Source organism: Pantoea sp. Taur (genome assembly GCF_009830025.1).
In the GTDB taxonomy this organism is placed as follows: domain Bacteria; phylum Pseudomonadota; class Gammaproteobacteria; order Enterobacterales; family Enterobacteriaceae; genus Pantoea; species Pantoea communis.
Window position 1 is genome coordinate 171,990 of sequence record NZ_SZZZ01000003.1, and the last position, 23,922, is coordinate 195,911.

General features: G+C 53.3%; 24 protein-coding genes. 10 read left to right on the forward strand and 14 right to left on the reverse strand.

Annotation, left to right across the window (positions count from 1 at the left end; all coding sequences use genetic code 11):
• Positions 1–7 precede the first annotated feature (7 nt).
• The 7 genes from FD744_RS05425 (at position 8) to FD744_RS05455 (ending at position 7,005) form a co-directional block, all read left to right on the forward strand.
• Positions 8–1,147, forward strand: coding sequence for a tyramine oxidase subunit B (locus FD744_RS05425; RefSeq protein ID WP_160867586.1), 1,140 nt, complete (start codon positions 8–10; stop codon positions 1,145–1,147).
• 25 nt (positions 1,148–1,172) lie between these two features.
• Positions 1,173–1,595 (forward strand): RidA family protein, encoded by a 423-nt coding sequence (locus tag FD744_RS05430; RefSeq protein ID WP_160867587.1) that lies wholly within the window; start codon positions 1,173–1,175, stop codon positions 1,593–1,595.
• 16 nt (positions 1,596–1,611) lie between these two features.
• Positions 1,612–2,907: an FAD-binding oxidoreductase gene (locus FD744_RS05435; protein WP_160867588.1), complete on the forward strand. Its 1,296-nt coding sequence runs from the start codon at positions 1,612–1,614 to the stop codon at positions 2,905–2,907.
• Positions 2,908–3,054: 147 nt separating this feature from the next.
• Complete coding sequence (gene leuC / locus FD744_RS05440; protein ID WP_160867589.1) at positions 3,055–4,476, forward strand: 3-isopropylmalate dehydratase large subunit; 1,422 nt, start codon at positions 3,055–3,057, stop codon at positions 4,474–4,476.
• Position 4,477: 1 nt separating this feature from the next.
• The gene (gene leuD / locus FD744_RS05445; RefSeq protein ID WP_160867590.1) at positions 4,478–5,104 is read left to right on the forward strand and encodes a 3-isopropylmalate dehydratase small subunit; all 627 of its coding nucleotides are present in this window, start codon (positions 4,478–4,480) and stop codon (positions 5,102–5,104) included.
• Positions 5,101–6,015 carry an alpha/beta fold hydrolase gene (locus FD744_RS05450; RefSeq protein WP_160867591.1) on the forward strand — a complete coding sequence of 305 codons (915 nt, stop codon included), beginning with the start codon at positions 5,101–5,103 and terminating at the stop codon, positions 6,013–6,015. Before leuD ends, FD744_RS05450 begins: the two co-directional genes overlap by 4 nt.
• A 30-nt stretch (positions 6,016–6,045) precedes the next feature.
• The gene (locus FD744_RS05455) at positions 6,046–7,005 is read left to right on the forward strand and encodes a LysR family transcriptional regulator (RefSeq protein WP_160867592.1); all 960 of its coding nucleotides are present in this window, start codon (positions 6,046–6,048) and stop codon (positions 7,003–7,005) included.
• Between the two features lie 26 nt (positions 7,006–7,031).
• Here FD744_RS05455 and FD744_RS05460 read toward each other — a convergent pair whose 3' ends face one another.
• Both FD744_RS05460 and kup read right to left on the reverse strand, forming a co-directional pair.
• Complete coding sequence (locus FD744_RS05460; protein WP_045815559.1) at positions 7,032–7,337, reverse strand: DUF1471 domain-containing protein; 306 nt, start codon at positions 7,335–7,337, stop codon at positions 7,032–7,034.
• 279 nt (positions 7,338–7,616) lie between these two features.
• Positions 7,617–9,485: a low affinity potassium transporter Kup gene (gene kup / locus FD744_RS05465; RefSeq protein WP_160867593.1), complete on the reverse strand. Its 1,869-nt coding sequence runs from the start codon at positions 9,483–9,485 to the stop codon at positions 7,617–7,619.
• 355 nt (positions 9,486–9,840) lie between these two features.
• On the opposite strand from kup, the gene FD744_RS05470 reads away from it, so the two are divergent.
• Positions 9,841–10,950: an SDR family oxidoreductase gene (locus FD744_RS05470; RefSeq protein ID WP_160867594.1), complete on the forward strand. Its 1,110-nt coding sequence runs from the start codon at positions 9,841–9,843 to the stop codon at positions 10,948–10,950.
• 46 nt (positions 10,951–10,996) lie between these two features.
• On the opposite strand, the gene FD744_RS05475 is transcribed toward FD744_RS05470, so the two are convergent.
• Positions 10,997–11,797: a MetQ/NlpA family ABC transporter substrate-binding protein gene (locus FD744_RS05475; protein ID WP_160833866.1), complete on the reverse strand. Its 801-nt coding sequence runs from the start codon at positions 11,795–11,797 to the stop codon at positions 10,997–10,999.
• 402 nt (positions 11,798–12,199) lie between these two features.
• Between FD744_RS05475 and FD744_RS05480 the strand changes: the two genes are divergently transcribed.
• On the forward strand, positions 12,200–12,406 hold the full coding sequence (locus FD744_RS05480; RefSeq protein ID WP_153012345.1) for a hypothetical protein: 207 nt from the start codon (positions 12,200–12,202) through the stop codon (positions 12,404–12,406).
• 292 nt (positions 12,407–12,698) lie between these two features.
• On the opposite strand, the gene FD744_RS05485 is transcribed toward FD744_RS05480, so the two are convergent.
• Together FD744_RS05485 and FD744_RS05490 are read right to left on the reverse strand one after the other, a co-directional pair.
• On the reverse strand, positions 12,699–13,487 hold the full coding sequence (locus FD744_RS05485; RefSeq protein ID WP_160867595.1) for an MBL fold metallo-hydrolase: 789 nt from the start codon (positions 13,485–13,487) through the stop codon (positions 12,699–12,701).
• Positions 13,488–13,657: 170 nt separating this feature from the next.
• A complete protein-coding gene (locus tag FD744_RS05490) occupies positions 13,658–13,990 on the reverse strand; it encodes a gamma-glutamylcyclotransferase family protein (RefSeq protein ID WP_160867596.1) in 333 nt (110 codons plus the stop codon).
• 156 nt (positions 13,991–14,146) lie between these two features.
• On the opposite strand from FD744_RS05490, the gene FD744_RS05495 reads away from it, so the two are divergent.
• The gene (locus FD744_RS05495; protein ID WP_160867597.1) at positions 14,147–15,166 is read left to right on the forward strand and encodes an MBL fold metallo-hydrolase; all 1,020 of its coding nucleotides are present in this window, start codon (positions 14,147–14,149) and stop codon (positions 15,164–15,166) included.
• 78 nt (positions 15,167–15,244) lie between these two features.
• Here FD744_RS05495 and FD744_RS05500 read toward each other — a convergent pair whose 3' ends face one another.
• From FD744_RS05500 to FD744_RS05540, 9 genes are all read right to left on the reverse strand, one after another.
• On the reverse strand, positions 15,245–15,793 hold the full coding sequence (locus FD744_RS05500) for an RNA polymerase sigma factor (protein WP_034823960.1): 549 nt from the start codon (positions 15,791–15,793) through the stop codon (positions 15,245–15,247).
• 5 nt (positions 15,794–15,798) lie between these two features.
• On the reverse strand, positions 15,799–16,233 hold the full coding sequence (locus tag FD744_RS05505) for a hypothetical protein (RefSeq protein WP_160867598.1): 435 nt from the start codon (positions 16,231–16,233) through the stop codon (positions 15,799–15,801).
• Positions 16,234–16,453: 220 nt separating this feature from the next.
• Positions 16,454–17,740: an MmgE/PrpD family protein gene (locus FD744_RS05510; RefSeq protein WP_160867599.1), complete on the reverse strand. Its 1,287-nt coding sequence runs from the start codon at positions 17,738–17,740 to the stop codon at positions 16,454–16,456.
• Positions 17,737–18,660, reverse strand: coding sequence for a serine hydrolase (locus FD744_RS05515; protein WP_160867600.1), 924 nt, complete (start codon positions 18,658–18,660; stop codon positions 17,737–17,739). The genes FD744_RS05510 and FD744_RS05515 overlap by 4 nt, the downstream gene beginning before the upstream one ends.
• A gap of 35 nt (positions 18,661–18,695) precedes the next feature.
• Entirely contained in the window at positions 18,696–19,460 is a 765-nt protein-coding gene (locus FD744_RS05520) for an ABC transporter ATP-binding protein (RefSeq protein ID WP_160867601.1), read from the reverse strand.
• Positions 19,457–20,320, reverse strand: coding sequence for an ABC transporter ATP-binding protein (locus FD744_RS05525; protein WP_097119175.1), 864 nt, complete (start codon positions 20,318–20,320; stop codon positions 19,457–19,459). The genes FD744_RS05520 and FD744_RS05525 overlap by 4 nt, the downstream gene beginning before the upstream one ends.
• The gene (locus FD744_RS05530) at positions 20,313–21,248 is read right to left on the reverse strand and encodes an ABC transporter permease (protein ID WP_160867602.1); all 936 of its coding nucleotides are present in this window, start codon (positions 21,246–21,248) and stop codon (positions 20,313–20,315) included. The genes FD744_RS05525 and FD744_RS05530 overlap by 8 nt, the downstream gene beginning before the upstream one ends.
• Positions 21,245–22,315, reverse strand: a complete 1,071-nt coding sequence (locus FD744_RS05535; protein ID WP_160867603.1) for an ABC transporter permease — start codon at positions 22,313–22,315, stop codon at positions 21,245–21,247. Before FD744_RS05535 ends, FD744_RS05530 begins: the two co-directional genes overlap by 4 nt.
• 12 nt (positions 22,316–22,327) lie before the next feature.
• Positions 22,328–23,920 carry an ABC transporter substrate-binding protein gene (locus tag FD744_RS05540; RefSeq protein ID WP_160867604.1) on the reverse strand — a complete coding sequence of 531 codons (1,593 nt, stop codon included), beginning with the start codon at positions 23,918–23,920 and terminating at the stop codon, positions 22,328–22,330.
• Between the last annotated feature and the right edge of the window lie 2 nt (positions 23,921–23,922).

The window sequence follows — 23,922 nt, forward strand, 5'->3', positions numbered from 1 at the left end:
GCGACTTATGAGTGATTCAACCCGGATTGATTTTATTTACCTGTCGGAGCAAGACATGATTCGTGCGGGCGTGACCGATATGGCCGCCTGTGTCGATACCATGGAAGAGATGTTTGGCCTGTTGTATCACGGCGACTATCGCATGGCCGGATCCAACAATGATTCTCACGGCGCGATGGTGACCTTTCCGGAAAATTCGCCGTTCCCGACGATGCCAAAACCCACTGCCGATCGCCGCATGATGGCGATGCCTGCCTACCTTGGCGGCAATTTCGGCACGGCTGGGGTTAAGTGGTATGGCTCCAACATCGCCAACCGTGAGAAAGGGCTGCCACGCTCGATTCTGATGTTCACCCTCAATGATGCGGATACCGGCGCGCCGCTGGCGCATATGTCAGCCAATCTGCTGTCGGCGTATCGCACCGGGGCGGTGCCGGGCGTCGGCGCACGTCATCTGGCGCGAAAGGATTCTCGTGTGATCGGTTTGCTCGGACCGGGCGTGATGGGAAAAACCGCTGTAGCGGCATTTATTGCTGTGTGCCCACACATCGACACCATCAAAGTCAAAGGACGCGGCCAGCGCAGCCTCGATAACTTCATTACCTGGGTGCAGGAGACCTATCCGCAAATTAAGCAGATAGAAATTGTCGACTCGCTGGAAGCGGTAGTGCGCGATAGTGACATTGTCACTTATTGCAGCTCAGGTGAAGTCGGTGATCCCGCCACTTATCCGCTGGTGAAACGTGAATGGGTGAAAGCTGGCGCGTTCCTCGCCATGCCTGCGCTGTGCAATATCGATGAAGGCATGGAGCAGTCGGATGTGCGTAAGGTGCTGGATAACACCGGACTCTATCATGCCTGGTTTGATGAAGTTCCCAAGCCTGCGCATCGCTGCGTGCCGATTATCGGTGTGCGCTTTATGGATATGGTCGCTGAAGGGCAGCTGCAGGCGGAGCAGCTGGAAGATATCGGCAAGATCGTCGCCGGCGAAGCGCCAGGCCGCCAAAACGATAGCGAGATCATCATCATGTCTGTCGGTGGTATGCCGGTGGAAGATGTGGCCTGGGGCACGGTGTTGTATCGCAATGCGCTGGAAAAAGGCATTGGCATCAAACTCAACCTGTGGGAATCACCGGTTTTAAGCTAATCCACTGATTAACAGAGAAAACATCATGACCAATATCATTAAAGTGAAAACCGGTTCGAAATTTGAAGAGCAGGCGAGTTATTCGCGCATCGTGGCCGTGGATAACTGGATTTATGTCTCGAACACCGCCGGTCGCAACCCACAAACCAAAGAAATTCCCGAAGACCTGCGCGAGCAGACTTTGCAGGTGTTTGCCAATATCGAAGCCGCACTGGCAGCCGTCGATGCCTCATTACAGGATGTGGTGTGCTCGCGCGTGTTTATTCAGGATCCGGCGGATGTGCCTGCAGTGATGGCGATCATTGGTGAGAAGTTCCGTGGGGTTAATCCCGCCTCAACAGTGACCTGCCCGCCGCTGGGATCGACCGTTTATAAAGTTGAACTGGAAGTTACGGCCTATCGCGGGGCCGGTAACGCTCAGGTTCAGGAAATCACCGTGGCCCTGTAAGGGCAGGAGACGCGATATGGCACCTGTTATTTCTCCGGTTACGCCTTCGCCAACGTTGCCGGATACCACCACGGTGGTCGTTATTGGCGGCGGGATTGTAGGGTTGACCGCCGCACTGACGCTGGCGGAGCGCAATATTCCGGTGGTGGTATTGGAAAAAGGGCGGATTGCGGGCGAGCAGTCTTCCCGCAATCTCGGCTGGATCCGTAAAACCAGCCGTGCGCTGGAGGATATTCCGCTGGCGCAGGCCGCTGACCGCTTGTGGGCGGGGATGGCCGCGCGGGTTGGCAGCGATGTAGGCTATCGTCAGGCTGGCATTATGTTTGTGGCACGCAACGAGCAGCAGATGTCACTGCATGAAAAATGGTTAAGCGGGGTTAGCACTGCGGGATTGGATACGCGCTTACTGAGCCACGCGCAGATTGCGGCTCAGGTGCCTGGCGGCGTGGAGAAATGGGCAGGCGGGATTTACACTGCTTCTGACGGGCGGGCCGAACCCACGCTGGCGGCCAGCGCGATGGCGAATGCCGCCATCGCCAGGGGGGCGATTATCATGGATCACTGTGCGGTGCGTGGCCTGGTCACCAGCAACGGCAAGGTCAGTGGTGTGATGACCGAACGCGGTGAGATTCGTTGTGACCAGGTGTTGCTGGCGGCAGGTGCCTGGTCGCGTCGTTTCCTTGGCAATCACGGTATTAATCTGCCGACGCTGCCGCTGATTTGTTCGGTGATGCGTACCAAACCGCTGGAAGGACCGGCCAATATAGCGGTGGGCGCTCCTGACTTCTCATTCCGAAAACACCAGGACGGTGGCTTTATCATCACTCAACGCGGTGCGCTGGATGCGCCAATAACGCTTGATCATCTATTGATCGGCACACGTTATATGCCTCAGCTACGGCAGGCGCGTGACAACCTGCGGATTTCGCTGGGCAAATACTTTGTGAAGGATCTTGCACTGGCACGTCGCTGGCGCAACGATCGGCGTTCACTCTTTGAGCAGGTCCGCACGCTGGACCCTCTTGCCAATCCGGCACTGAACCAGGAAGCGATGCGCAACCTGCGCGCGGCGTGGCCGGTGTTCCAGCAGGCGGAGATGGCGGAGTCATGGGCTGGCGTGATAGATGTTACCCCGGATTCGAACCCGGTGATTGGCCCAGTGGCATCGATACCTGGGCTAACTTTGGCGACGGGCTTTTCAGGGCATGGTTTCGGGACATCACCCGCAGCCGGGCAGTTAGCCGCAGATTTGGTGACCGGGCATACGCCGCTTATCGATCCCGCACCTTATCGCTTCGAACGCTTGCAGTAGCGTCATACTTCTATCGGCGGCTGTGAAGTCGCCCATTAAACACACTTCATAAACCATCACTTCACGTACTGTGTTCATAGTCTTAACCACAACTGTATTACCCTAGAGTCTCTAATGACTTGTTGATACTTTTATGTGGGCAATCGCATGGCTAACAAAACACTGTATGAAAAACTGATCGATCAGCATGTGGTACGTCAGTTAGACGATGAAGGGCATGTGTTGCTCTATATTGATCGATCAATACTCAACGAATACACCAGCCCGCAGGCCTTTAGCGGGCTGCGTGAACATCATCGCCCGGTACGTCATCCGGCGACTATCTTACTCAATGTCGATCACGTAAATCCCACGCGTCCTGAGCGTGACGATGCGATGACCGATGCCGGCGGGCAGCTGCAGGTGGATTACTTCCGTCAAAATGCCGCCCATTTTGGCATCGAACTGTTTGATGTCATGGACCCGCGCCAGGGCATCGAGCATGTGGTTGCGCATGAGCAGGGGCTGGTCATGCCCGGTATGGTGATTGCCGCCGGTGACAGCCACACCACCACCTATGGCGCATTTGGTGCGTTGGGTTTCGGCATCGGAACGTCAGAAATTGAACATCTTCTCGCTACGCAAACTCTGATTTATCGCACGCTGAAAACCATGCGCGTCACGGTAACGGGTGAGCTGCCTTATGGCTGTTCGGCTAAAGACATCATTCTGGCGTTGATTGAAGATATTGGCGCCTCAGGGGCAACCGGTTATGCCATCGAGTTTGACGGCCTGGCGATTGACGCGCTGAGTATGGAAGGGCGCATGACGCTATGCAATATGGCGGTGGAAGCCGGTGCGCGTGGAGCGATCATTGCGCCAGATGAGAAGGTCTTCGCCTATATCCAGGGCAAACCGCAAATGCCAACAGGCGTATTGTGGGAGCAGGCAAAGGCCGAATGGATGACTTTGCGCAGTGATGACGGGGCCAAATTCGACCGTGCGATTGAGCTGGATTGCAGCGACCTTGAACCTAAAGTGACCTGGGGCATCAGCCCGGATCAGACCTGTGCTATTGGCGGCTGTGTACCTGATCCGCAATACGAACCCGATTTGATTAAACAGCAGGCAATACAAGTCGCACTGAAATATATGGGGCTGGAACCCGGTATGCGCTTGTCTGACATCGCCATCACCCATGCGTTTATTGGCTCCTGTACCAACGGCAGAATCGAAGATTTGCGCGCTGCAGCAGCGGTGATTGGCGAGCGCAAAATCGCCCGACACGTGCGCGGGATCATCGTGCCAGGCTCCACGCAGGTGCGTCAGCAAGCAGAGGCTGAAGGCTTAGCCGACATTTTTATCAATGCAGGTTTTGAGTGGCGGCAGTCGGGGTGCTCAATGTGCCTGGCAATGAATGAAGATGTCCTGGAACCCGGCGATCGCTGTGCTTCAGGAACCAACCGCAATTTTGCGGGCCGCCAGGGTGCAGGAGCACGAACCCATTTAATGAGCCCGGCGATGGTCGCCGCCGCTGCAGTGGCCGGTCATCTGGTCGATGTACGCAACTTCACGACAGCAGAGGTTTAATATGGACGCTTTTCACAGCATCACCGGACGCATTGCCCATTTACCGGCGGCCAACATTGATACGGATGTGATCATGCCAAAGCAGTTTCTGAAAGGCATCGATCGCCAGGGTTTGGATCGGGGCGTGTTCTTTGACCTGCGATTTTTGCCCGACGGCAGTGCGAATCCCGCGTTTATCCTCAACCAGCCTGCCGGAAAGAACGCGACATTCTTGCTGGTGGGACCCAACTTTGGCTGTGGTTCCAGTCGCGAACATGCGGTGTGGGGACTCAATCAGCTGGGCATTCGCGCCATCATCGGCACCAGTTTTGCCGGCATCTTTGACGATAACTGCCAGCGCAACGGCGTATTGACGCTAACGCTAAGTGAGGAGGCGTATCAGCAGCTCAGCGCTGCTACCGCTGATGCAGAACACAACCAGATTACGGTTTCTCTGGAATATAAGACCCTCACCTTCAATCAGCAGGTGTTGCATTTTGAGGTCAGCGCGCTCAAACGTGAGATGTTAATGGGTGGCGGCAGCGCGGTAGACTGGACGCTCCAATACGAGACTGACATTACGCAGTTTGAACATCGGCACTTTGCTCAGCGCCCCTGGCTGCAGCGGGTTAAAGGACAAACAGCATGAGTGACATCAAGGATTGCGGCGCATCGCCGTTTATCGACGGATTTGCCTTGAAAGCGGTCACGCTGGACAACGGTATCACACTGCGCGTGGCAATCGGGGGCGAAGGACCGCCGTTGCTGATGCTGCACGGGCATCCACAAAACCATCTGGCGTGGCGGAAAATCGCTCCGCAGCTGGCAGAGAAGTATCAGGTGATCCTGCCTGATCTGCGCGGCTACGGCGACAGCGACAAACCCGCCAGCGACGAACGCCATCTGGCCTATTCAAAACGCGCCATGGCTGAAGATATCAGCCAGTTGATTGATGCACTGGGTCTTTCGCGTGTCGCGTTTGTCGGACACGATCGCGGTGCTCGGGTCGGACATCGTCTGGCGCTTGACCATCCGGAGAAAGTGGCTTGCGGCACTTTCGTCGATATCGCCCCGACTGCCACCATGTATGCGCAGACCGATAAGGCGTTTGCTACGCGCTATTTTTGGTGGTTCTTTCTGATCCAGCCTTACCCACTGCCGGAGACAATGATCGGCCACGATCCGGCCTTCTTCCTGCGAAAACATATTGACGGTCAACTCAAGACAGCGGGGGCGACTTCAGAAGCGGTATTCAATGATTATTTGCGCTGCTATCAGCAACCCGAGATGATCCACGCCGTCTGCGAAGATTACCGCGCGGCCGCCACGGTGGATTTAGAGCACGATGCAGAGGACAGCGACAAACGCATCGTTTGTCCGCTTCAATTGCTGTGGGGGGAAAAGGGCACGGTCGGTCAGCTATACGATGTGGTTGAAACCTGGCAGGAGAAGGCCATCAATGTGCAGGGCAAGGCACTGCCTTGTGGGCATTCCCCACAGGAAGAAGTCCCGGCGGTATTTTTAGCACAGCTTCAGGGCTTTCTCGATTCTGTGTTATAACCGCTCGATGTTGGCTAACTGCGTAATAGTATGAAGCTCTTGCTTGCCGGGAAAAACGTTCAGAAACCGCTACAGGGCTGGCCCTCTGTCGAAGATCTCTATGTGTTTATCAGCGTGGCGCGTCATGGTGGTTTTGGTCGCGCTGCCGTGGAGCTGGGCCAGTCTCCATCGTATATCAGCAAACGTATCGCCATTCTTGAGAAACAGCTCGACACCCGGCTTTTCTTCCGCACCAATCGGGTGATGCGCCTGACGCCAGAAGGTGAGAAAGCGCTGGAGGGGGCGCTGCTAGTGGTACAGGAAATGGATGCGTTTCTGAATAATTTTCAGCAGTGGCGCGGCGAATTAACCGGTGAGTTGACCGTTGGCTGTTCGCTGGGATTTGGTCAGGCGTATTTATCTGATGCCATTTCAGCCTTTATTTCTCAGCATCCATCTTTAAATATCAAACTCATTTTAAGCGATCGTGAGATTGATTTGATGCAATCCGGCACCGATGTGGATATACAGGTTGGCGATAATCTGAATCACTCTTACATCGCGCGTAAACTGGCCGTTAATCGGCGTATTCTTTGCGCATCCCCTGAATATTTAGCGCGCGCTGGGGCGGTCAATTCGCTGGATGAATTAATTGACCACAGCTGCCTTATCATCAATGAAAAGAACAATTCATTCGGCAATTGGGCGCTGACTGACGGTAAGCAACAGGTATTATGCCGACTGAATAGCCGTTATTCGTCAAACAGTGGCAAGGTCATTTTAAACTGGGCGTTGAAGTCACACGGGATTGCGCTCCGCTCGGCATGGGATGTGGCGCCTTATCTCAGCACTGGCGAATTGGTCCATGTTTTACCGCAGTGGTATCAGCAGGCGAATATCTGGGCGGTGTATACGCAACGGACATCGGAATCGCCGCGCATGAAAGTGTTTATTGATTTTCTCGCCGAATACTTTGCAGATAAAAGCCTGTCACAAGAGTGGCAGGCTTAAATACAACAGCGAAGGGGGGGTTAACATCAGCCGTACGCCACTTTGCTATTGATATGGTACAGGGTTGCGGTAGCCGCCATTACATGCTGACCATCGTGGCCCGGCTCATGGGATTCAACATCAGTGATGTGATAACCCACGGCCCCTGCAGCGAGCGTTTTTTTCACAATCGCATCAGTCAGTTCTTCCATCGAAGTGGCCCAGCTCACGGAAGTAAAGCCCACAGGATGAATCGATGATAATTCACGATGGGTCAAATCCGCACGGACTAAAACGGGTTTAACATTTTGCGGTGTGAAAATAGAGATAACGTCATTAATAAGTTCTTTCATGGTCTTACTCCTCAAAATAACTGCTGAGCCGATTTCGAAGCTATGCATTTTATTGTTGATGGTGATTTTATACATTCCGACAGTTGCGCACGGCAGGTAATGAGTGCCGGTAGGCTTAATAAACACCTTTTGAGGTTATGCGTTTTAGCTTTAATTGCTAATTAGTTGTTAAGAAAAGTTCAGCCACAACTCCGTTAAACTTTCGGGAATATTCTTTCATCTGGTTACATTTGTGGCAGGGCAATAAGTTGATTGGGGCGTCATGCACGCCCCATTTTGTTAAAACTCGCGTTGTCCACCCAGTTCGATAACGCGATTGGGGGGAATATTAAATTGCTCATGCGCACGCAGCGCATTGCGTTGGCAGAAGTGAAAGATGCCGCCTTTTATTCTTGCCAGTCCGCGGCGTTTTTTCATCACCAGGGTGTCGTGTGAGGTAAAGAAAGACGCTTCATTCAGCGTGCAGCCAAAACCTTCCAGTCCGCACAGGTGTAAAACCTCCGCCATTGAAGGGACTTCTCGCCAGCCGTATGCCGCGGTTACCTGCCAAAAGGACGGCGAAAGTTGGGTGATGGTGATGCGCTTCTGATTGTGCACGCGTGGCGTATCTGTGGTGCGGATGTTCAGCAACACCACGCGCTTATGCAGCACCCGGTTATGCTTGAGGTTATGCAGCAGCGCCTGTGGAATCTCAAACTCTTTACGCGCCAGGAAGATGGCAGTACCCGCTACACGACTGGGCGGATTGGTTTCCAGTGATCTCACCAGCGCCTGCAGGCTTTCCGGATCGTTGTTCAATTTTTTGATTAACCGATTACGCTCGGTGCTCCAGATCAGCATCAACCCCATCATGGTCAGCGCCATCAGTACCGGAACCCAACCACCTGACAGCAGTTTCATCAGGTTCGCCGCAAACAGCGGCACGTCAATGCTCAGCATACATAGCAGGAAAATCACCGCCAGCGGCAGTGGCCATTTCCAGTTACGCAGCGCCACCACGCCGGCCAGACAGGCGGTGATCACCATGGTGCCGGTCACCACGATACCGTAAGCGGAGGAGAGGGCCGAGGACTGACGGAATGCCAGCACAATCACGGTAACCGCCACAAACAACAGCCAGTTCACCACCGGAATGTAGATCTGGCCAGATTCAGTATGGGAGGTGAACACAATGCGCATGGGTGGCAGAAACCCCTGACGAATCGCTTGATGCGTCAGGGTGTAAACGCCGGTAATGACCGACTGGGCTGCGATCACCGTGGCGAGCGTTGACAGCACTATCAGGGGAATTTGCCCCCAGCCCGGCGCGAGGTTGAAGAACGGGTTATTGATCGTCTTCGCATCCGCAATCACCAGTGCACCCTGGCCAAAGTAATTGAGCACCAGGGCAGGCATGGCAATCACCAGCCACGCCAGGCGGATCGGCGCTTTGCCGAGATGTCCCATATCCGCATACAGCGCCTCAGCACCGGTAACGGCCAGTACCACCATACCCATCGCGGCAAAGGCGAGCGCTTCATGAGTCAGCAAAAAGGTCAGCGCGTAGCTGGGATTCAGCGCCTGCAAGACCGTGGGATTGAGCGCAATCCCGCGAATACCCAGTAAACCAATCGAGACGAACCAAACAAACATCACCGGCCCAAATACTTTACTGACTTTTTCCGTACCGTGTTTCTGGATGAAGAACAACAGCGTGAGTATGAGTACCGCCAGTGGGACCACGTATTTGTCGAGTTGGGGTGATACCACCTCAATCCCTTCAATGGCAGAGAGCACCGAAATCGCCGGCGTGATGATGCCATCACCGTAAAAGAAGGCGCCACCCGTCAAACCGGCCAGAATAATGATGTGACCAATCTTCGGACCGACGTTACGACGCGCCAGTGACATCAGCGTTAAAATACCGCCTTCACCATCATGGTCGGCACGCATGACAAAGCAGACATATTTCAGGGTAACGATCAGGGTTAACGCCCAGAAAATCAGTGACAGAAAACCCATCACGGCAGTGGTTGAGATTGATCCATCCGGTAAGATCGACAGGCACTCTTTCAGGGTGTAAAGCGGGCTGGTACCGATATCACCAAACACGATCCCTGCGGCGGCCAACATGCCAGCAGGCAGAGACTGTTTCTCGGTCTGACTCATATATTTCCTGTTTCTTATCAGCGTGGAACGGCGATGGCTGTGTCTATGACGGCGAACATACCTGTTTACCCGAACGGTTAATAGCGGGTGGTGGTTTTGTGACCTGCATTTTTACGCCTGGTAGCGAAATTTTTACGACATTTTTATATCGCGTCGGTTTTTTAATCTCAGAATAGACGAACGGTGAGAAATAAAATGACGGATGGTTATCAGAGATAAACGAAAGCTAACTGGACCGCTTTTTCCCTCACCTTGTGCAGATCGCATTTATCCGCCATTTATCTTCGCTGGCATACATTCGAAGCCACGCTCAATGGACCGTTTTCGTCCAGAAACCAACTGATAGCTGAATACTATGAATACGATTTTAATTACTGGCGCAACCGGATTTTTAGGCGGAGCAGTAACGGTTAACTTATTGAAGAAAAGCGAGAATAATCGACTGTTACTGCTGGTTCGCGGTGATTCACCCGCCGAAGGACTGAGTCGGTTGCAATCCAATCTGGCTAAATTTGGCGTGGCACAAAATCTGTTGGATACACTGACCACAGATAACATTCTTATTGGCGATCTCGCGGAACCAGAGCGGTTTACTGCCGACCCGCGTCTGGATAGCGTTACACATGTGCTCAACTGTGCGGCTGTGGCTTCGTTTGGGGCGAATCCTTACATCTGGAAAGTTAACGTTGAAGGAACTTTCACCTTCGCGAGTCGTATGAATCAGGTCAGCGGACTTAAGCGCTTTATTCATGTCGGAACGGCAATGTCTTGTGCGCCGGAAGCTAACACCCTGGTGACCGAGAGCGAACTGAATACGCTGCGCGATCAGCACATTGTTGAGTACACCTGGAGTAAAGCCACGGTGGAAAAAATGATGAGCGAGATGTTGCCCGAACTGCCGCTGGTTATTGCGCGTCCCTCTATTGTTGTGGGCCATTCCGATCATGGCTGCACGCCATCGCCGAGTATTTTCTGGGTGTTCCGCATGGCACTGACATTGGGTAAGTTTATGTGTGAGCTGGACGATCGTATTGATGTGGTGCCTGTGGATTATTGTGCAGATGCGCTGGAGCTGTTGTTGACCGCTGAAAACGTCGATAAAAGCATTATTCACATTTCGGCGGGGCTCAACAGCAGTGTCACCTTCGCGGAGATCGATAAAGCGATGGCGAAAGCCTCAGGCAATGTGCCCGTGGGCGAGAGTTATCAGAAAGTGAATTATCGCGAACTGGCCGAAAGTAAGAAAAACTTCGCGTCGTTATTTGGGCCGTGCAATGAGCGGATTGTGTTGCGCGCCATGAATCTTTACGGCCATTTCTCCAAACTCAACGTGGTGTTCTGCAATGAGAAATTGCTGGAGTTAGGCATGCCGCCCTCCTCGAAATTTACTGATTACCTGCACCGCTGCGTGACCTCGACACAGGATTCAACCATCGCTGAATTGATGGCAGTGGATTTTAAGTAATAAAAAGCCGCGCAACACGCCTGTTGCGCGGCTTTTTTAGCGGCTATTACCAACCCTTGATAATGTCGCCTTTGTAAATCTCGTTTGCTTTATCCAGTACTTCTTGCGACTGGAAAGCCTCTTTCAGCTTCTGCACATTTGCGCTGTCTTTGTTATCTTCGCGCGCCACAATCGCATTCACATACGGCGACGCTTTGCCTTCCATAAACATGCCATCCTTCGACGCGGAGAGGTTAACCAGCGCGGCAAAGTTGTTATTGATGATGGAGATGTATACCTGCGGATCATCAAGGGTGCGGGCCAGTTGTGGGGTATCCACTTCAACGATTTTAAGTTTCTTCGGATTATCCGTGATATCCAGCGTGGTAGGCAGCAAGCCCGCTTCGGGTTTCACCTTGATCAGTCCCTGAGCTTGCAACAGCAACAGGCTGCGACCGAGAGTGGTTGCTTCGTTAGAGATGGTGATGGTCGCGCCATCTGGCAGTGCATCGAGCGCTTTGATCTTGCGGGAATAGCCGGCAATAGGGAACACAAACGTGTTGGTGACCACGGCAAACTTATAGCCACGCTCTTTCGACTGCATCTCCAGATAAGGCAGGCTCTGGAAGGCGTTGGCATCGACATCTTTATTGAACAGGGCTTCGTTCGGTTGTACATAATCGTTAAATGCCACCACATCGACATCCAGATGATATTTATCATGAGCGACCTGTTTAACGGTCTGCCAGAGCGCTTCGTCAGGACCGGTGTTAATGGCGACTTTGATGGCATTGTCTTTGTTGTTGTCGCAGGCGCTCAGCAGTGAAACCGCAGCGGCGAGAAGGGTGGTAACGAGTAATTTGTTCATAGTACGAGTCCCTGAGTAACGTAGGAGACGGACTATAATATACGTCTGGACGTCTGTACATCCGTGAATGGTTCGTTCGTCGAAATTTCGTCCGGTCTAAAAAGCACCGATGTATAGCAAATAATAATTAATATCGGTGAGTGACGTTGTGCGTTGTTGATATATCCAGCAAGCAATCATCAAGAAAACCCACAGTTTTACGTTTCGCTTTAAGGGTAAATTGCACTCTTCAGAGCTGAGATCGATCTCATTAATCAGAGAATCTGCGGGTTTTAAAGCGGGTGGCCGCAATCCTTCATCGGATTTTTTGCAGACTGTAATATTAATATAACTGCATTGTGCATCAAGAGACTTACAAGATAATCTGTTGAAGCAGATTATCTTGTTATAGATCGGGAGAAGATGATGGAGTCTGTTAAAGCGTTGGATATGGAGCAGTTAAACTCGTTTCTGAGTAGCGGTAAACACCCTTCAGTTATTATTGGCTTCAATTTAACCAGTGATGCGTTTTTCAATATGGCAGCATACTGGCGTGAACGCGGCGTCACGATTGAAAAACACGATAACTATTTTGTCGCCAAATCGGACAGTTCAGTGACCACGTCCTGAATCGAAAAATTTCTATTATTCAAAGCGCGAGTTTAATAAAGGCATGCAGATCGCTGATTGCCTGTTCCCGCGCTTCAGCTTCCTGCACCACCATTAATTCCTATAGATCTTTTTGTGCGAAACGCACACGCCCCCCAGCCTCAGTGAAACGAGTCCTTAAGTTTGTCTACGGGCTAAGCCCCGTTGCGTGTTCAATTTACGGGTCTTGATGCAATCAAAACTATTGATGATGGCCCGTTATTCCCATCTGTAAGAACCAGGTAAACGGGGCAATACCGGGCTAATCGGGTCATTATTGCAGGCAGCGGATATAACGTTCAGCTGCCTGTCTGACAATGGATTGTGCCTGCTGTGTCATTTCCCGACCGGCAAAAGCGCCATAAATCTGCGAGAAGGTGACCTTATCCAGTCGGTGAATGAGCGTATTCACCGTAGCTGCAGAAAGCGGCAACATGTTGGGATAGCTCCACATAAATGACACGGAATTTGCACCGGGTGTCACTTGCACAACATCACCACTCAACAGCACGCCATCATGTTGCGACCAGTGCAGTACACAGCCTCCTTTAAAATGCCCACCCAGGCGTAATAACGTGACATCGGGCAGTAAATCCAATTCGTCACCTTGCCAGAGATGAATATGCGAGCTCTGGCGCATAATCCATTCCCGATCATCCTCATGCAAATAGATGGGTGCATCAAATGCCGCAGCCCAGTCTTGCATGGTGCTGTAGTAATGGGGATGAGAAATGGCAATGGCATCAATACCGCCGAGTGCGTGTATCAATGATTCCGTGGCGTCATCCAGATTCGCAATGCAGTCCCAGAGAATATTCCCCTGCGCGCTTTGCAGTAAAAAAGCACGTTGGTTGATGGCGAAACTCGGGACAGTTTGCAGGCTGAATAATCCCTTTAGATGCTGCTGCCATTTATTTTGATGTGTGGCACGCAGAGCCGAGAATGCCAGCCATTGCTGCCCTTTGACAGGCACAAACTGCCGCTCGTCTTCGCAAATTTTGCAATGTGAGATGCCTGGATCATCTTCATAAGAAGTACTGCAGGCGGTGCAGAGTTTGCTCATCTGAATGCTCCTTGATGCGGTTTGCATTCATTCTAGCCTGGCTTATTAAGTGCGAGCGTGCTGCAACCAATTCCGCAGAGAATACCTGTGCCACAGTAGCCAGATGTATTCTCATCTCGCAAGTTATCGTGGGCGCTGCGCTTGCTTAGGCTGGAAATGAGCAGGGAAAATCAGGCCTGTTGCGGTTGTAACTGATAAATCCACGCGATGATTTTCTCTCCCTCAAGGGTGGTGACTTCAACATCCACACGATCATAGCCCTCCTCGAACTCATCCAGCATTGTCCAGTGCGCGGTCAGATGCTCTGAGAAGAAGAGTGAGCCTTTGACAAGGCCCGCATTGTTGTCCAGCACAATGCCGGGAAAATCCGCTGCCGCGCCCCAACCACGTTCATAGAAGATGCCGTTGACCGTTCCGGGCAGCCACTCTCCACCGATACTGTCCAGAATATGCGCATTTGAATGACCTGGTTGCAAGGTGCCGTATACAAATAAAGGTTTCATTTTCCCTCGAAAAATCAAACAAAAGAGTGACTTTAGCGCTCAGGAAATGAAAAGTCATCTGAAGGTTGAATATCATGACCAGACCGCCCGTTATGCCATATAGGGTTCACTAAAACACGGTATTGTGAGCCATCGTATCCGGCCAGGAAAAGATCAATGTTGAATTGTTCAGGCATCTCCCGCAGTGCCATCAAGGGTTATCCGCAATCCGCACAGTTCGATGGCAAGCGTTTCACCAATGCTGCTCCCCGGCAGCCGTTGAAATTCAGCGAATATATGAAGATGTTCTGGGATTTGGCGTTCAACAAGCCAAAAGAAACGGTACCTCAGCAGCAATTACCTGTGCAGCCCATCACGTCCGAGGCGCTCGCCATGGCAGCCGACAACAGTGTGTTTCGACTGGGGCATTCATCGCTGCTGCTCAAATTGAAAGGCAAGTATTGGCTTACTGATCCAGTATTTAATCTGCGAGCGTCTCCCTTTCAGTGGCTCGGGCCAAAGCGTTTTCAGGCTGCACCCATCGAGCTGAGCGATTTACCGCCTATTGAGGGCATTATTTTATCCCATGACCATTATGATCATCTGGATTACCAGACGATCATGCAGTTGAAAGATCGTGTTCGCTATTTCCTCGCTCCGCTGGGCGTCGGCGATTTGCTGGCGAAGTGGGGAGTGGCTGAGGAGAAGATCACCCAACTGGATTGGTGGCAATCTACGGAGGTGGGCGAGGTGCATTTTGTCGCCACACCGTCGCAGCACTTTTCCGGACGTGGTTTGTTTGACGGCAATAAACGTTTGTGGTGTTCATGGAGCATCATCACCGATGAATTTCGTTTATTTTTTGGTGGTGACTCCGGCTATTTTCCGGGCTTTAAAGAAATCGGTAATAAATACGGTCCATTTGATGTTGCCTGCCTTGAAAATGGGGCTTATGACAGCCGGTGGGCGGATATTCACATGATGCCAGGGGATACCATCCGGGCGTTTCAGGATTTAAAGGGAAAATGGTTAATGCCCATTCATAACGCGGCCTTCGATCTTGCTTTCCATCACTGGAATGACCCCCTGATACAAATAGCGGCGCTGGCGCGTGAGCAAAAAATTAAATTGTCTTTACCGGTCATCGGACAAGCCGTGAACATTGTGCAACCAAGGGAAGAAGCGGTCTGGTGGTAACTGGAAATATAGGCTGCTATTTACTGTAAGTAGCAGCCATTCTTTTTACGATTCAGTCAGTAAAACGCCATGTTTTCATTACTCAGCGGTAAGCTCATCATAAAGACTGCGCAATCGCGTACGCAGAGAAAGCACCGCTTTATGTTTGCGTGATAACAGCGCCTGTACGCTGACGCCGCTCTCTTCAGACAGGTCGTTGTAGCTGTAACCCAACAACTCTGTTTTTTCAAACACCTCGCGCTGAGCGAGTGGCAGTTCCGCTAAGGCTTCCTCCAGTTCTTCCCATAGCAGTGCTTTGAGATACTCATCTTCCGGCGTTTCCGGCACGCCAAATAGCGTTTCAGCCAGCTCATCTTCGGGAAAATCCGCCTCCTCATCGCCGTTCATCATATCGGCTAGCGGCAGTTCACGCTTCTTTCGCGCCCGGTCGGTCATTTCATTGCGTGCGGCACGGAATAACCAGGCCGCGACATTTTCCACCGGTTGCTCAACCTGCATGAGCTTGTAGGTCACTTCCTGCAGGATATCGTCGGCATCTTCACGGATCGAGGTGCGGCCGCGAATAAATGCGCTCAATTTTGCCCGACAGGCGTTCAACGCGGACATCAGCAGAGAATCCTGCGCCATGGCGTTTACTCTGCGTCTGACGATTTAGCGGGAGTTTCGTCGGAGGGTGAGCGCGCATCACCGCGACGGCCATGCCAGTCACAGCGATCGCGGCGTCCACGGTGCGAACGTTCACGGCGGTGTTGCATAAACTCTTCGCGCTGTTCTGGGGTCATCTGCATCCAGCGTTCGTGCATGCGACGACGTGCCATACCAAACATGCCGGGGCGGAAACCTAAGCCACCAAACAGAATGCGGCACAATACCAGCAGCCCAAGTGCCTGCCAGAACCCAATCGCCTTCACGCCGATGATGGCAGGCAGCACGGCATTCCACAACGACATCACCAGCAGCCCAAGTGCCGCGATGATCACCACGCCGAGCAACAAGGGTTTCATCATGCGATGACCACCAAAATGGTGGTCACGGCGGTGTTGTCTGCGCATATCGAAATCTCTCATTGTTGTTATTCCTCATTACAGTAGCCGATATTGGCTCGTACTGAGGTAGACGAATGAGCGATGTGAATATTGCCAAAGAAGTGAAAATATTTTCCGAGCTTATAAATTTAGCGGTGATTCGGTGTTGTTCTACCGATCCGATTCACCGCTGCTCACGAAGCGTATTCTCCTGCGATGAACGGGATCCATTCAACGATGGCTGCTACCCATACTGTCAGGGTTAAACCATAAGCTGACGTATAAACGTTAAATCAGCTTGCTGCGCTAATTCCTTTAGGCGCTGATAAAGCAATTCTGCCTGGGGTAGCGCTGCACAACAATCTAAGAACTTTGCCTGGCGATCGTCGGTGCTGAAAGGTTCGTCTAACGCACCACGCGCCCGCCATCTGGCGTGGACAATTTCCTGACCATTCCTGAAACGCAAAGTGAGGATATGCGGCAAGTTTCTGTCTTCAGCCTCCTGTTCCGCTGTCCATGGCGCGAGGGTAATCATCGCCAACAGTTGTACATCTGCCTGTTGTTTTACGCTGGCGGCGGTAAAGTCCTGCACGCTCAACGTGCCATTCCTGAGCATCATGGCAACGCAATATTGCATTGAGAAGCGCGCTTGCATTTCATCTTGCGGCTGGTGGTAGGCAAGATTGCGCCAGTTGGCGATCCCCACCTGGCAGTGCACGCTTTCAATGTCGTCAATCTTCAATGTTTGCTGTTGCTGGATATCGGCAATCGCATCGAGAATGCGGTGGGTAGACCCGCAGCACGGATATTTTTTCGGCATCACACCGATTTGTTCAATGACATGCTGCTCAGCGCCGGGCAGCGACGGTTGGCTTAATAGACCGGCATAGAGTTCCGCAAAACCCTGTGCGCACTCAAGAATATCCAGACGACCTTGCATGCCGGTTTGCGCCAGCGTCGCGGCTTCAACGGCATTGCGCGCCGCCATTCCGGCATGAAACGGTTTCAGAGGCGTGCCAAACTGGCCTTTGACCCCACTGGCCAGACTTACCGCAATGCTCAACGTACGGGCAATCCCTGCTGCATCCTGGCCGAGCAGGGCAGCAACACCTGCCGCGCTGCCAATGCAACCCACGGTGGATGTACCATGCCAGCCAGCAGTGTAGTGCTGATAGCCGATGGCTTCGCCTATATAGGCTTGTGCCTGCAGACCAATTAAATAAGCGTGTATCAACGATGCGCCGTCGCTGTTTTCCGCCACGGCCAGCAGGGCCGGTACCAAAACGGCCGATGCGTGACTCATGCCCGGTGCAAAGTTGTCGTCAAAGTCGATAGCGTGAGCGGCCGTGGCGTTGAACAACGCATCGAGCGCCTGGCTACGGGGTATCTGAGGCCATGCCTGCTGCACCGCCTGGGTAGAAAAGTCGCTACGGCCAGCTACCATGCAGCCCAGGGTATCAACGATGGCGTCAATCGCCAGTTCACGAGCACGAAGAGTAAAGGGCGGTGGATTGGCACACCACTGTGCCAGAGATTCGATGAGCGTCATGATGATGTCTCCCTGTCCAATACGGTGAGTAGCCTGTGCAACAACGAGCCAATCTGGAAACGATTCACCTCTTGCCCCGGTGTGCGGGTGTCAACACGATGTACGATCACCCTATTCTGTTGCGGCATCACCAGGCAGAAGTGACCGCCTGCTCCACGCGCTGAGTAACTGCCCGCTGGCAGAATCACCTCTGGCCAGGCCACGCCATCGCGCGTGATCCACCACATATAGCCGTAACCCCCGCGATCGCCCGCATGCGAAACAGGCAAGGTGCTGGTGCGAACCCACTGTTGCGGGATGATTTGTCGATCGCCCCAGCGCCCCTGCTGCAGAAAGAGCTGGCCGAATCGCAGCAGGTCGCGACTTGAGAGCGTAAAGGGATAGGCAGGGTGATCAGAAAATTCACCGGGTTCCAGCCAACTGTCCTGATCAACGCGATAATCCTGCATTCCCAACGGGTCGGCAATGCGCTGCGCAAACGCCTGGTTGATCTCCTCTCCAGTCAGCTGACGGTAGGCACTGCCCAGCACATTAAAATCCCAGTTGCTATAGCACCAGTTCTCGCCTGGCGCATGCAGGTGGCGCGGGGGTTTAATACGCTGCATCCAGGCGGTTTCATAGTTCGCCGGATGATAAATGCCAGAACGGGCGGTCAACAGATCGTATAGCGTGGCCTGTTTCTCGCTGACGCTCAGTCCTTCACGGTCATCGATTCCCAGCGTCTGCAAGGTTAAGGAGAGATCAAAACGGCCTTCTGCCACTGCGCAGCCGATCAGCGCACTAAGAAAACTTTTGCGCATCGAGTGGCAGGGGTAACGCTGGGCAGCATCGCCGTAACTGAACAGGATTTCATCACCCTGCGCCACCAGCAGCACGGCAGTGGCCTGGCCTTCAAGTTGTTGCTGAAGTGATTCAAACATGGCAAAGCCTCATCGTTTTAGTGTGGATCAGAGGTTCACGCCTCACTCGCCGCCAGAAACTCGCGGGTATAGATTTCCCGTGCTCCGCCCTGACGCACGCTGTCCGCGCTGAGTTCTTCCAGCAATTTGCCGTGATGCATGATGCCGATGCGACGGCAGAGGTGTGTCACGACCGCCAAATCATGCGTCACCATTAAATAAGTGAGGCTGCGCTGCCGTTGCATGCTGCTGAGTAAATTGAGGATTTCAGCCTGAACTGAGACGTCCAGCGCTGATGTCGGCTCATCCAGTAACAGCACGGAAGGTTCGAGAATGAGGGCCCGCGCGATGGCCACACGCTGACGTTGACCACCAGAAAGTTGATGGGGATAACGATAACGGTAGGCATCGGAAAGTCCGACCGCATGCAGCACATCGCTGATGCGCGCTTCATGGTGGTCCATAGCATGCAGCTTCAGCGGTTCACGCAGACTGGCCCACACCATTTTTCGTGGATGGAGCGAGGCGTAAGGGTCCTGAAACACCATCTGCACCTGGCGATAAAAGGCTTTATCTCGCTGCGGCTGCTGTTCACGGTTATTGAACAGAATATGGCCCTGATAATCGTGATTCAGGCCAGCCAGCGCGCGCAAAATGGTGGATTTTCCACAACCCGATTCACCAATCAGGCCGTAACACTCTCCTTGTGCCAGCGTCAGGCTAACGTTATCAACCACCTGTCGCCGATGTGCTCCCTGACCGAATGCAATACTGACATCCACCATTTCAATGCTGCGTTGTGCGGTTGGAATGGGATTCATAATGCGACTCCATCACGAAAACAGGGGCCGGTGAGCCAACTGGCATCACGGGTCGGCACACGCAGCGTATCAAGGGGATGATGCAGACGTGGCTGACTGGCAAGTAATGCCTGCGTGTAAGGATGCTGCGCCTGTTCCAGACGTTCGGCACGAATCTCTTCGACAATACGCCCGGCGTACATCACCAGCACGCGATCGCAGAAACGAGAGACCAGATTAAGGTCATGACTGATAAACAGCAGGCCGGTTTGACGCCGCGCCAGCTGTTCATTAAGGATGCTCAGCACCTGCTGGCGCACCGTCACGTCCAGTGCGGAGGTGGGTTCGTCGGCGATGATCAAATCCGGCTCGGGGATTAGCATCATCGCGATCATCACGCGCTGGCCCATACCACCTGAAATCTCGTGGGGATAGAGGCGTGCCACTTTCGCCACGTCGCGAATATGCACCGATTCCAGCATCGTTAGCGCGCGATCTCTGGCTTCGCTTTTACTCACCCGGCGATGCAACCTGAAGGCTTCCGCCACCTGATCGCCAATGCGCATTAGCGGATTAAGCGAGAAGCGGGGATCCTGCAGGATCATTGAAATACGATTTCCGCGAATCTGGCGCATCTGCTTTTCACTGCTGTTGAGTAGATCAATATCACCGAACTGCATCTGATCGGCGGTGACGCGACCGATTTTGGGCGTCAGCTGTAGCAATGCACGGCAGGTCTGTGATTTTCCCGAACCGGATTCACCGACAATCGCCACTTTCTCACGTCCAACATGGAAAGAGACGTCACGTACCGCGCGGTGCTCCCCGTGCGCGCTGCGAAATACGATATTGAGGTTTTTCACCTGAAGCAGATTATTCATGGCGGATATCCATTACGTCGCGCAGGCCATCACCCAACAGGTTGAAGGCGAGACTGGTGAACAATATTGCTAATCCAGGGATGGCAGCGATCCAGCCATTGTTCAGCATGAACTCGCGGCCGGAAGCCAGCATTGCGCCCCATTCCGGACTAGGCGCTTGAGCGCCAAGCCCCAGGAAACCCAGTCCAGCGGCGGTAAGGATAATCGCCGCCATGTTAAGGGTGACGCGCACGATGACAGAAGGCAGGCACATGGGGATGATATGTCGCACGATGATGTGCCAGGCGGATGCCCCTTGTAAGCGTACCGCGGCGATGTAATCCATCTTACGGATGGCCAGAGTTTCGGCGCGCGCAAGGCGGGCAATCGGCGGCCAGGCGGAGAGAGAAATCGCGATGATCGCATTCTCGATGCCTGGCCCCAATGCCGCGACAAACGCCAGCGCCAGAATCAAACTGGGGAAGGCAAGGAAGATATCCACCAGACGCATGAGCACCGTATCAACCCAACCGCCGAGATAACCCGCGCTGGTCCCGACCAGTAAGCCAATGGGGGTGATAATCAGCGCGGTTAAGCTCGCGATATACAGCGTGATTCGCGCGCCATACAGCAGACGGCTGTAAATATCCCGACCCAATTCGTCGGTGCCCAGCCAGTGCTCAGCAGAAAACGGTTGCAGGCGGAAGGCGAGGTTTTGGGCATAGATATCGTGAGTGGCTAACCAGGGCGCGAACACCGCCGCGCCAGCAATCATCAACAGCACCAGCAAACCAAAGAGCGCCGAGTGGTTAGCGCAAAAGCGTCGCCACTGAATCCATAACAGCTGCATGTGCGCCTGAAACGGTGACTGTGGCGCAGGATCGCGCAGCCAGGCGAGTAAGTGACGCGAAGGATTCATGCGCATCGATTTGTTGACGGAATCGGTCATGCTTCCTCCTGACGCGTACGCGGATCGAACAGACGATAAAGCAGATCGCACAGCAGATTGATTGCGACAAAAATTGCGCCGATCAGCAGTGTGCAGCCCACCACCGCATTCATATCGCCCGCCAGCAGTGCGTTGGTCAGATAGCGACCAAAGCCGGGCCAGGCGAATACGGTTTCGGTGAGAACTGCACCTTCCAGCAGCCAGGCCCAGGAAAGGGCCACCACTGTCAACGTGGGCACGGCGATATTGCGCAGAGCATGCACCCAAACACATCGCGCCCACGACAAACCCTTCACGCGAGCGGTAATGATGTATTCCTGCGACAGTTGTTCCAGCATGAAGCTACGCGTCATACGGCTGATGTAAGCCAGCGCGCTCAAGCCAAGAATCGACGCGGGCAAAATGATGTGACCAAACACGTTGCGGAACATTTCCCAGTTTCCGCTCAGCGCGCTGTCGATCAGCCAGAATCCCGTCACCGGATGTAAATCGAACTCGTAGATAAAATCGATGCGTCCTGGTCCGCCAATCCAGCCGAGCGTGGCGTAAAACAGCAGCAATCCCATCAGACCCAGCCAGAAGTGCGGGGTGGAATAGCTGAGTAGCCCCACGAAGCGGATCAGATGATCGAACCAGGTGTTGCGGTACATTGCCGCCAACACGCCCGCGGGAATACCGAAACCGACGCCGATAATGGCCGCCACGGTGGCCAGTTCCAGCGTAGCGGGGAAGACGCGCGCGATATCCTGCGCCACCGGATGGCTGGTGGTCAGAGCGATACCAAAATCGAGGTGCAGCAGTTGCCAGACGTAGTCGGCAAATTGGTGCCACAACGGTTGATCCAGCCCCAACTGATGAAACATCTTGTCGTAGGCTTCCTGACTGGCGTTATCGCCGATGATCGCGACCACCGGGTCGATAGGCAGTAAGCGACCAATAAAGAAGGTCAGGGCCGCTAACCCCAGTAGCGTGCAAACAATCGAGATCAGCCCACGAGCAAGGCGTCTTAGCAGACGCCAGCCAGCGGAAGGGGGGTTGTGTGCAACGGGTATCATGACCTGTGACATCTGCCACCTCCGTTATTTACTTGCGGCACCATACCAAACGCGAAAACCGTTCCAGGTCCAGTTTTTCACCGCTGGGCTAATTCCCGCGGTGTTGTACATCTGGAACATGATCGCCATAGGTCCTTTTTGCATCTGCTCTTTCTGCAGATCGCCATAGAGTGCAGCGCGTTTGGTGTCATCCGGTTCTAACAGTGCGGTTTCCACTTTCTGATTCATCTGCGGATCGTAATAAGCGGCACGCCAGCTTGGATATTGCGTGGCACGCGCTTCTTTACGATTGTCAGGGTTATAAACCAGACGTGAGGCATTGCCGTAGGCATCGGGCACCGAGGTTTGCCACGCCATCATTGCGCTCTGGAATTCCCGGCCACGTACCCGGCTGAACAACTGCGCGTTAGCCATGCGTTCCAGATTGAGTTTCACGCCGATTTTGGCGGCATTCTGCTGTACGCTTTGCGCGATTGGCGCCGAATGCGGCAGGGTGCCAAACAACACCGCCGTACTGAAACCATTGGGATAACCGGCTTCCGTCAGCAACTGTTTGGCTTTATCCAGATCGAGATGGAAAGGCTGACCTTGTTTGGCATCCAGCGCACCAAACGCCCCTTGTTGAACAAAACTGGCGCGCGGCACGCCGAGATAAGGCATGACGCTCTTCGCTAACCCGTCGTAATCGATCAGATAGCGCATGGCGAGACGGACTTTTTCATTTTGGAAAATGGGGTCTTCATTATTGAAGGTCCAGAAAAACAGCTGTGGCTTCAACACTTTTTCCACTTTCACTTTGCCGCCCTGATCCAGCGTTTTCAGATCGTCAGCTGAGAGATCGCGGGCGATATCCACATCGCCCTGCGTCACCAGCAGACGCTGAGTGCCGGTTTCAGCCACATGACGAATCAGAATGCGCTTCAGTACCGGCGCTTTTCCCCAGTAGTTCGGGGTGGCCTGGAGCACCACACCTTCACCGGCATTCCAGCGCACCAGTTGATAAGGACCAACACAGGCGGTATGAGTGGAAAGGTATTTGTGTCCCAGATCGCCATCCACTGCCTGTTTTTCGACTTCTTTGCGGTTAAGCAGGGAAGAGACGTTATTGGCGGCAATCGCCTGGAGCACCAAGTTAGTGGGGTAAGCTTTATCGAAACTCATCACCAGCGTTTTGTCATCGGGCGCGCTAATGCGTGAGTCGACGTTATCTTTATCAAAGCCATACTCCTTGATAGCGGCTGCATTGCCGTAGCCCAGTTTCACTACGCGCTGCATCGACCACGCCAGGTCGCTGGCAGTTGCGGCTGAGCCATCGGCAAATTTCAGGTTGTCCTGTAAATGAAAGGTGATGGTCTTGCGATCGGCAGAGACATCCCAACTTTTGGCCAATGCAGGATCGAGTTGCGTTTCATCACTGACACGAAAATCAACCAGTGTGTCACAGGTGTTTGAATAGATTTCACTGGTGACCACTTCACCAATCTGCGCCGGATCCCAGGTACTGATGGCATCAATGTTCCACGCCATCACTAAAGAATCGGCGGGAGTGGCGGCCTGTGCTGAGGCGCAACAGGTCGCTGCCAGCGTCAATGCAGCAGTTAACATCTTGTTTTTCATTT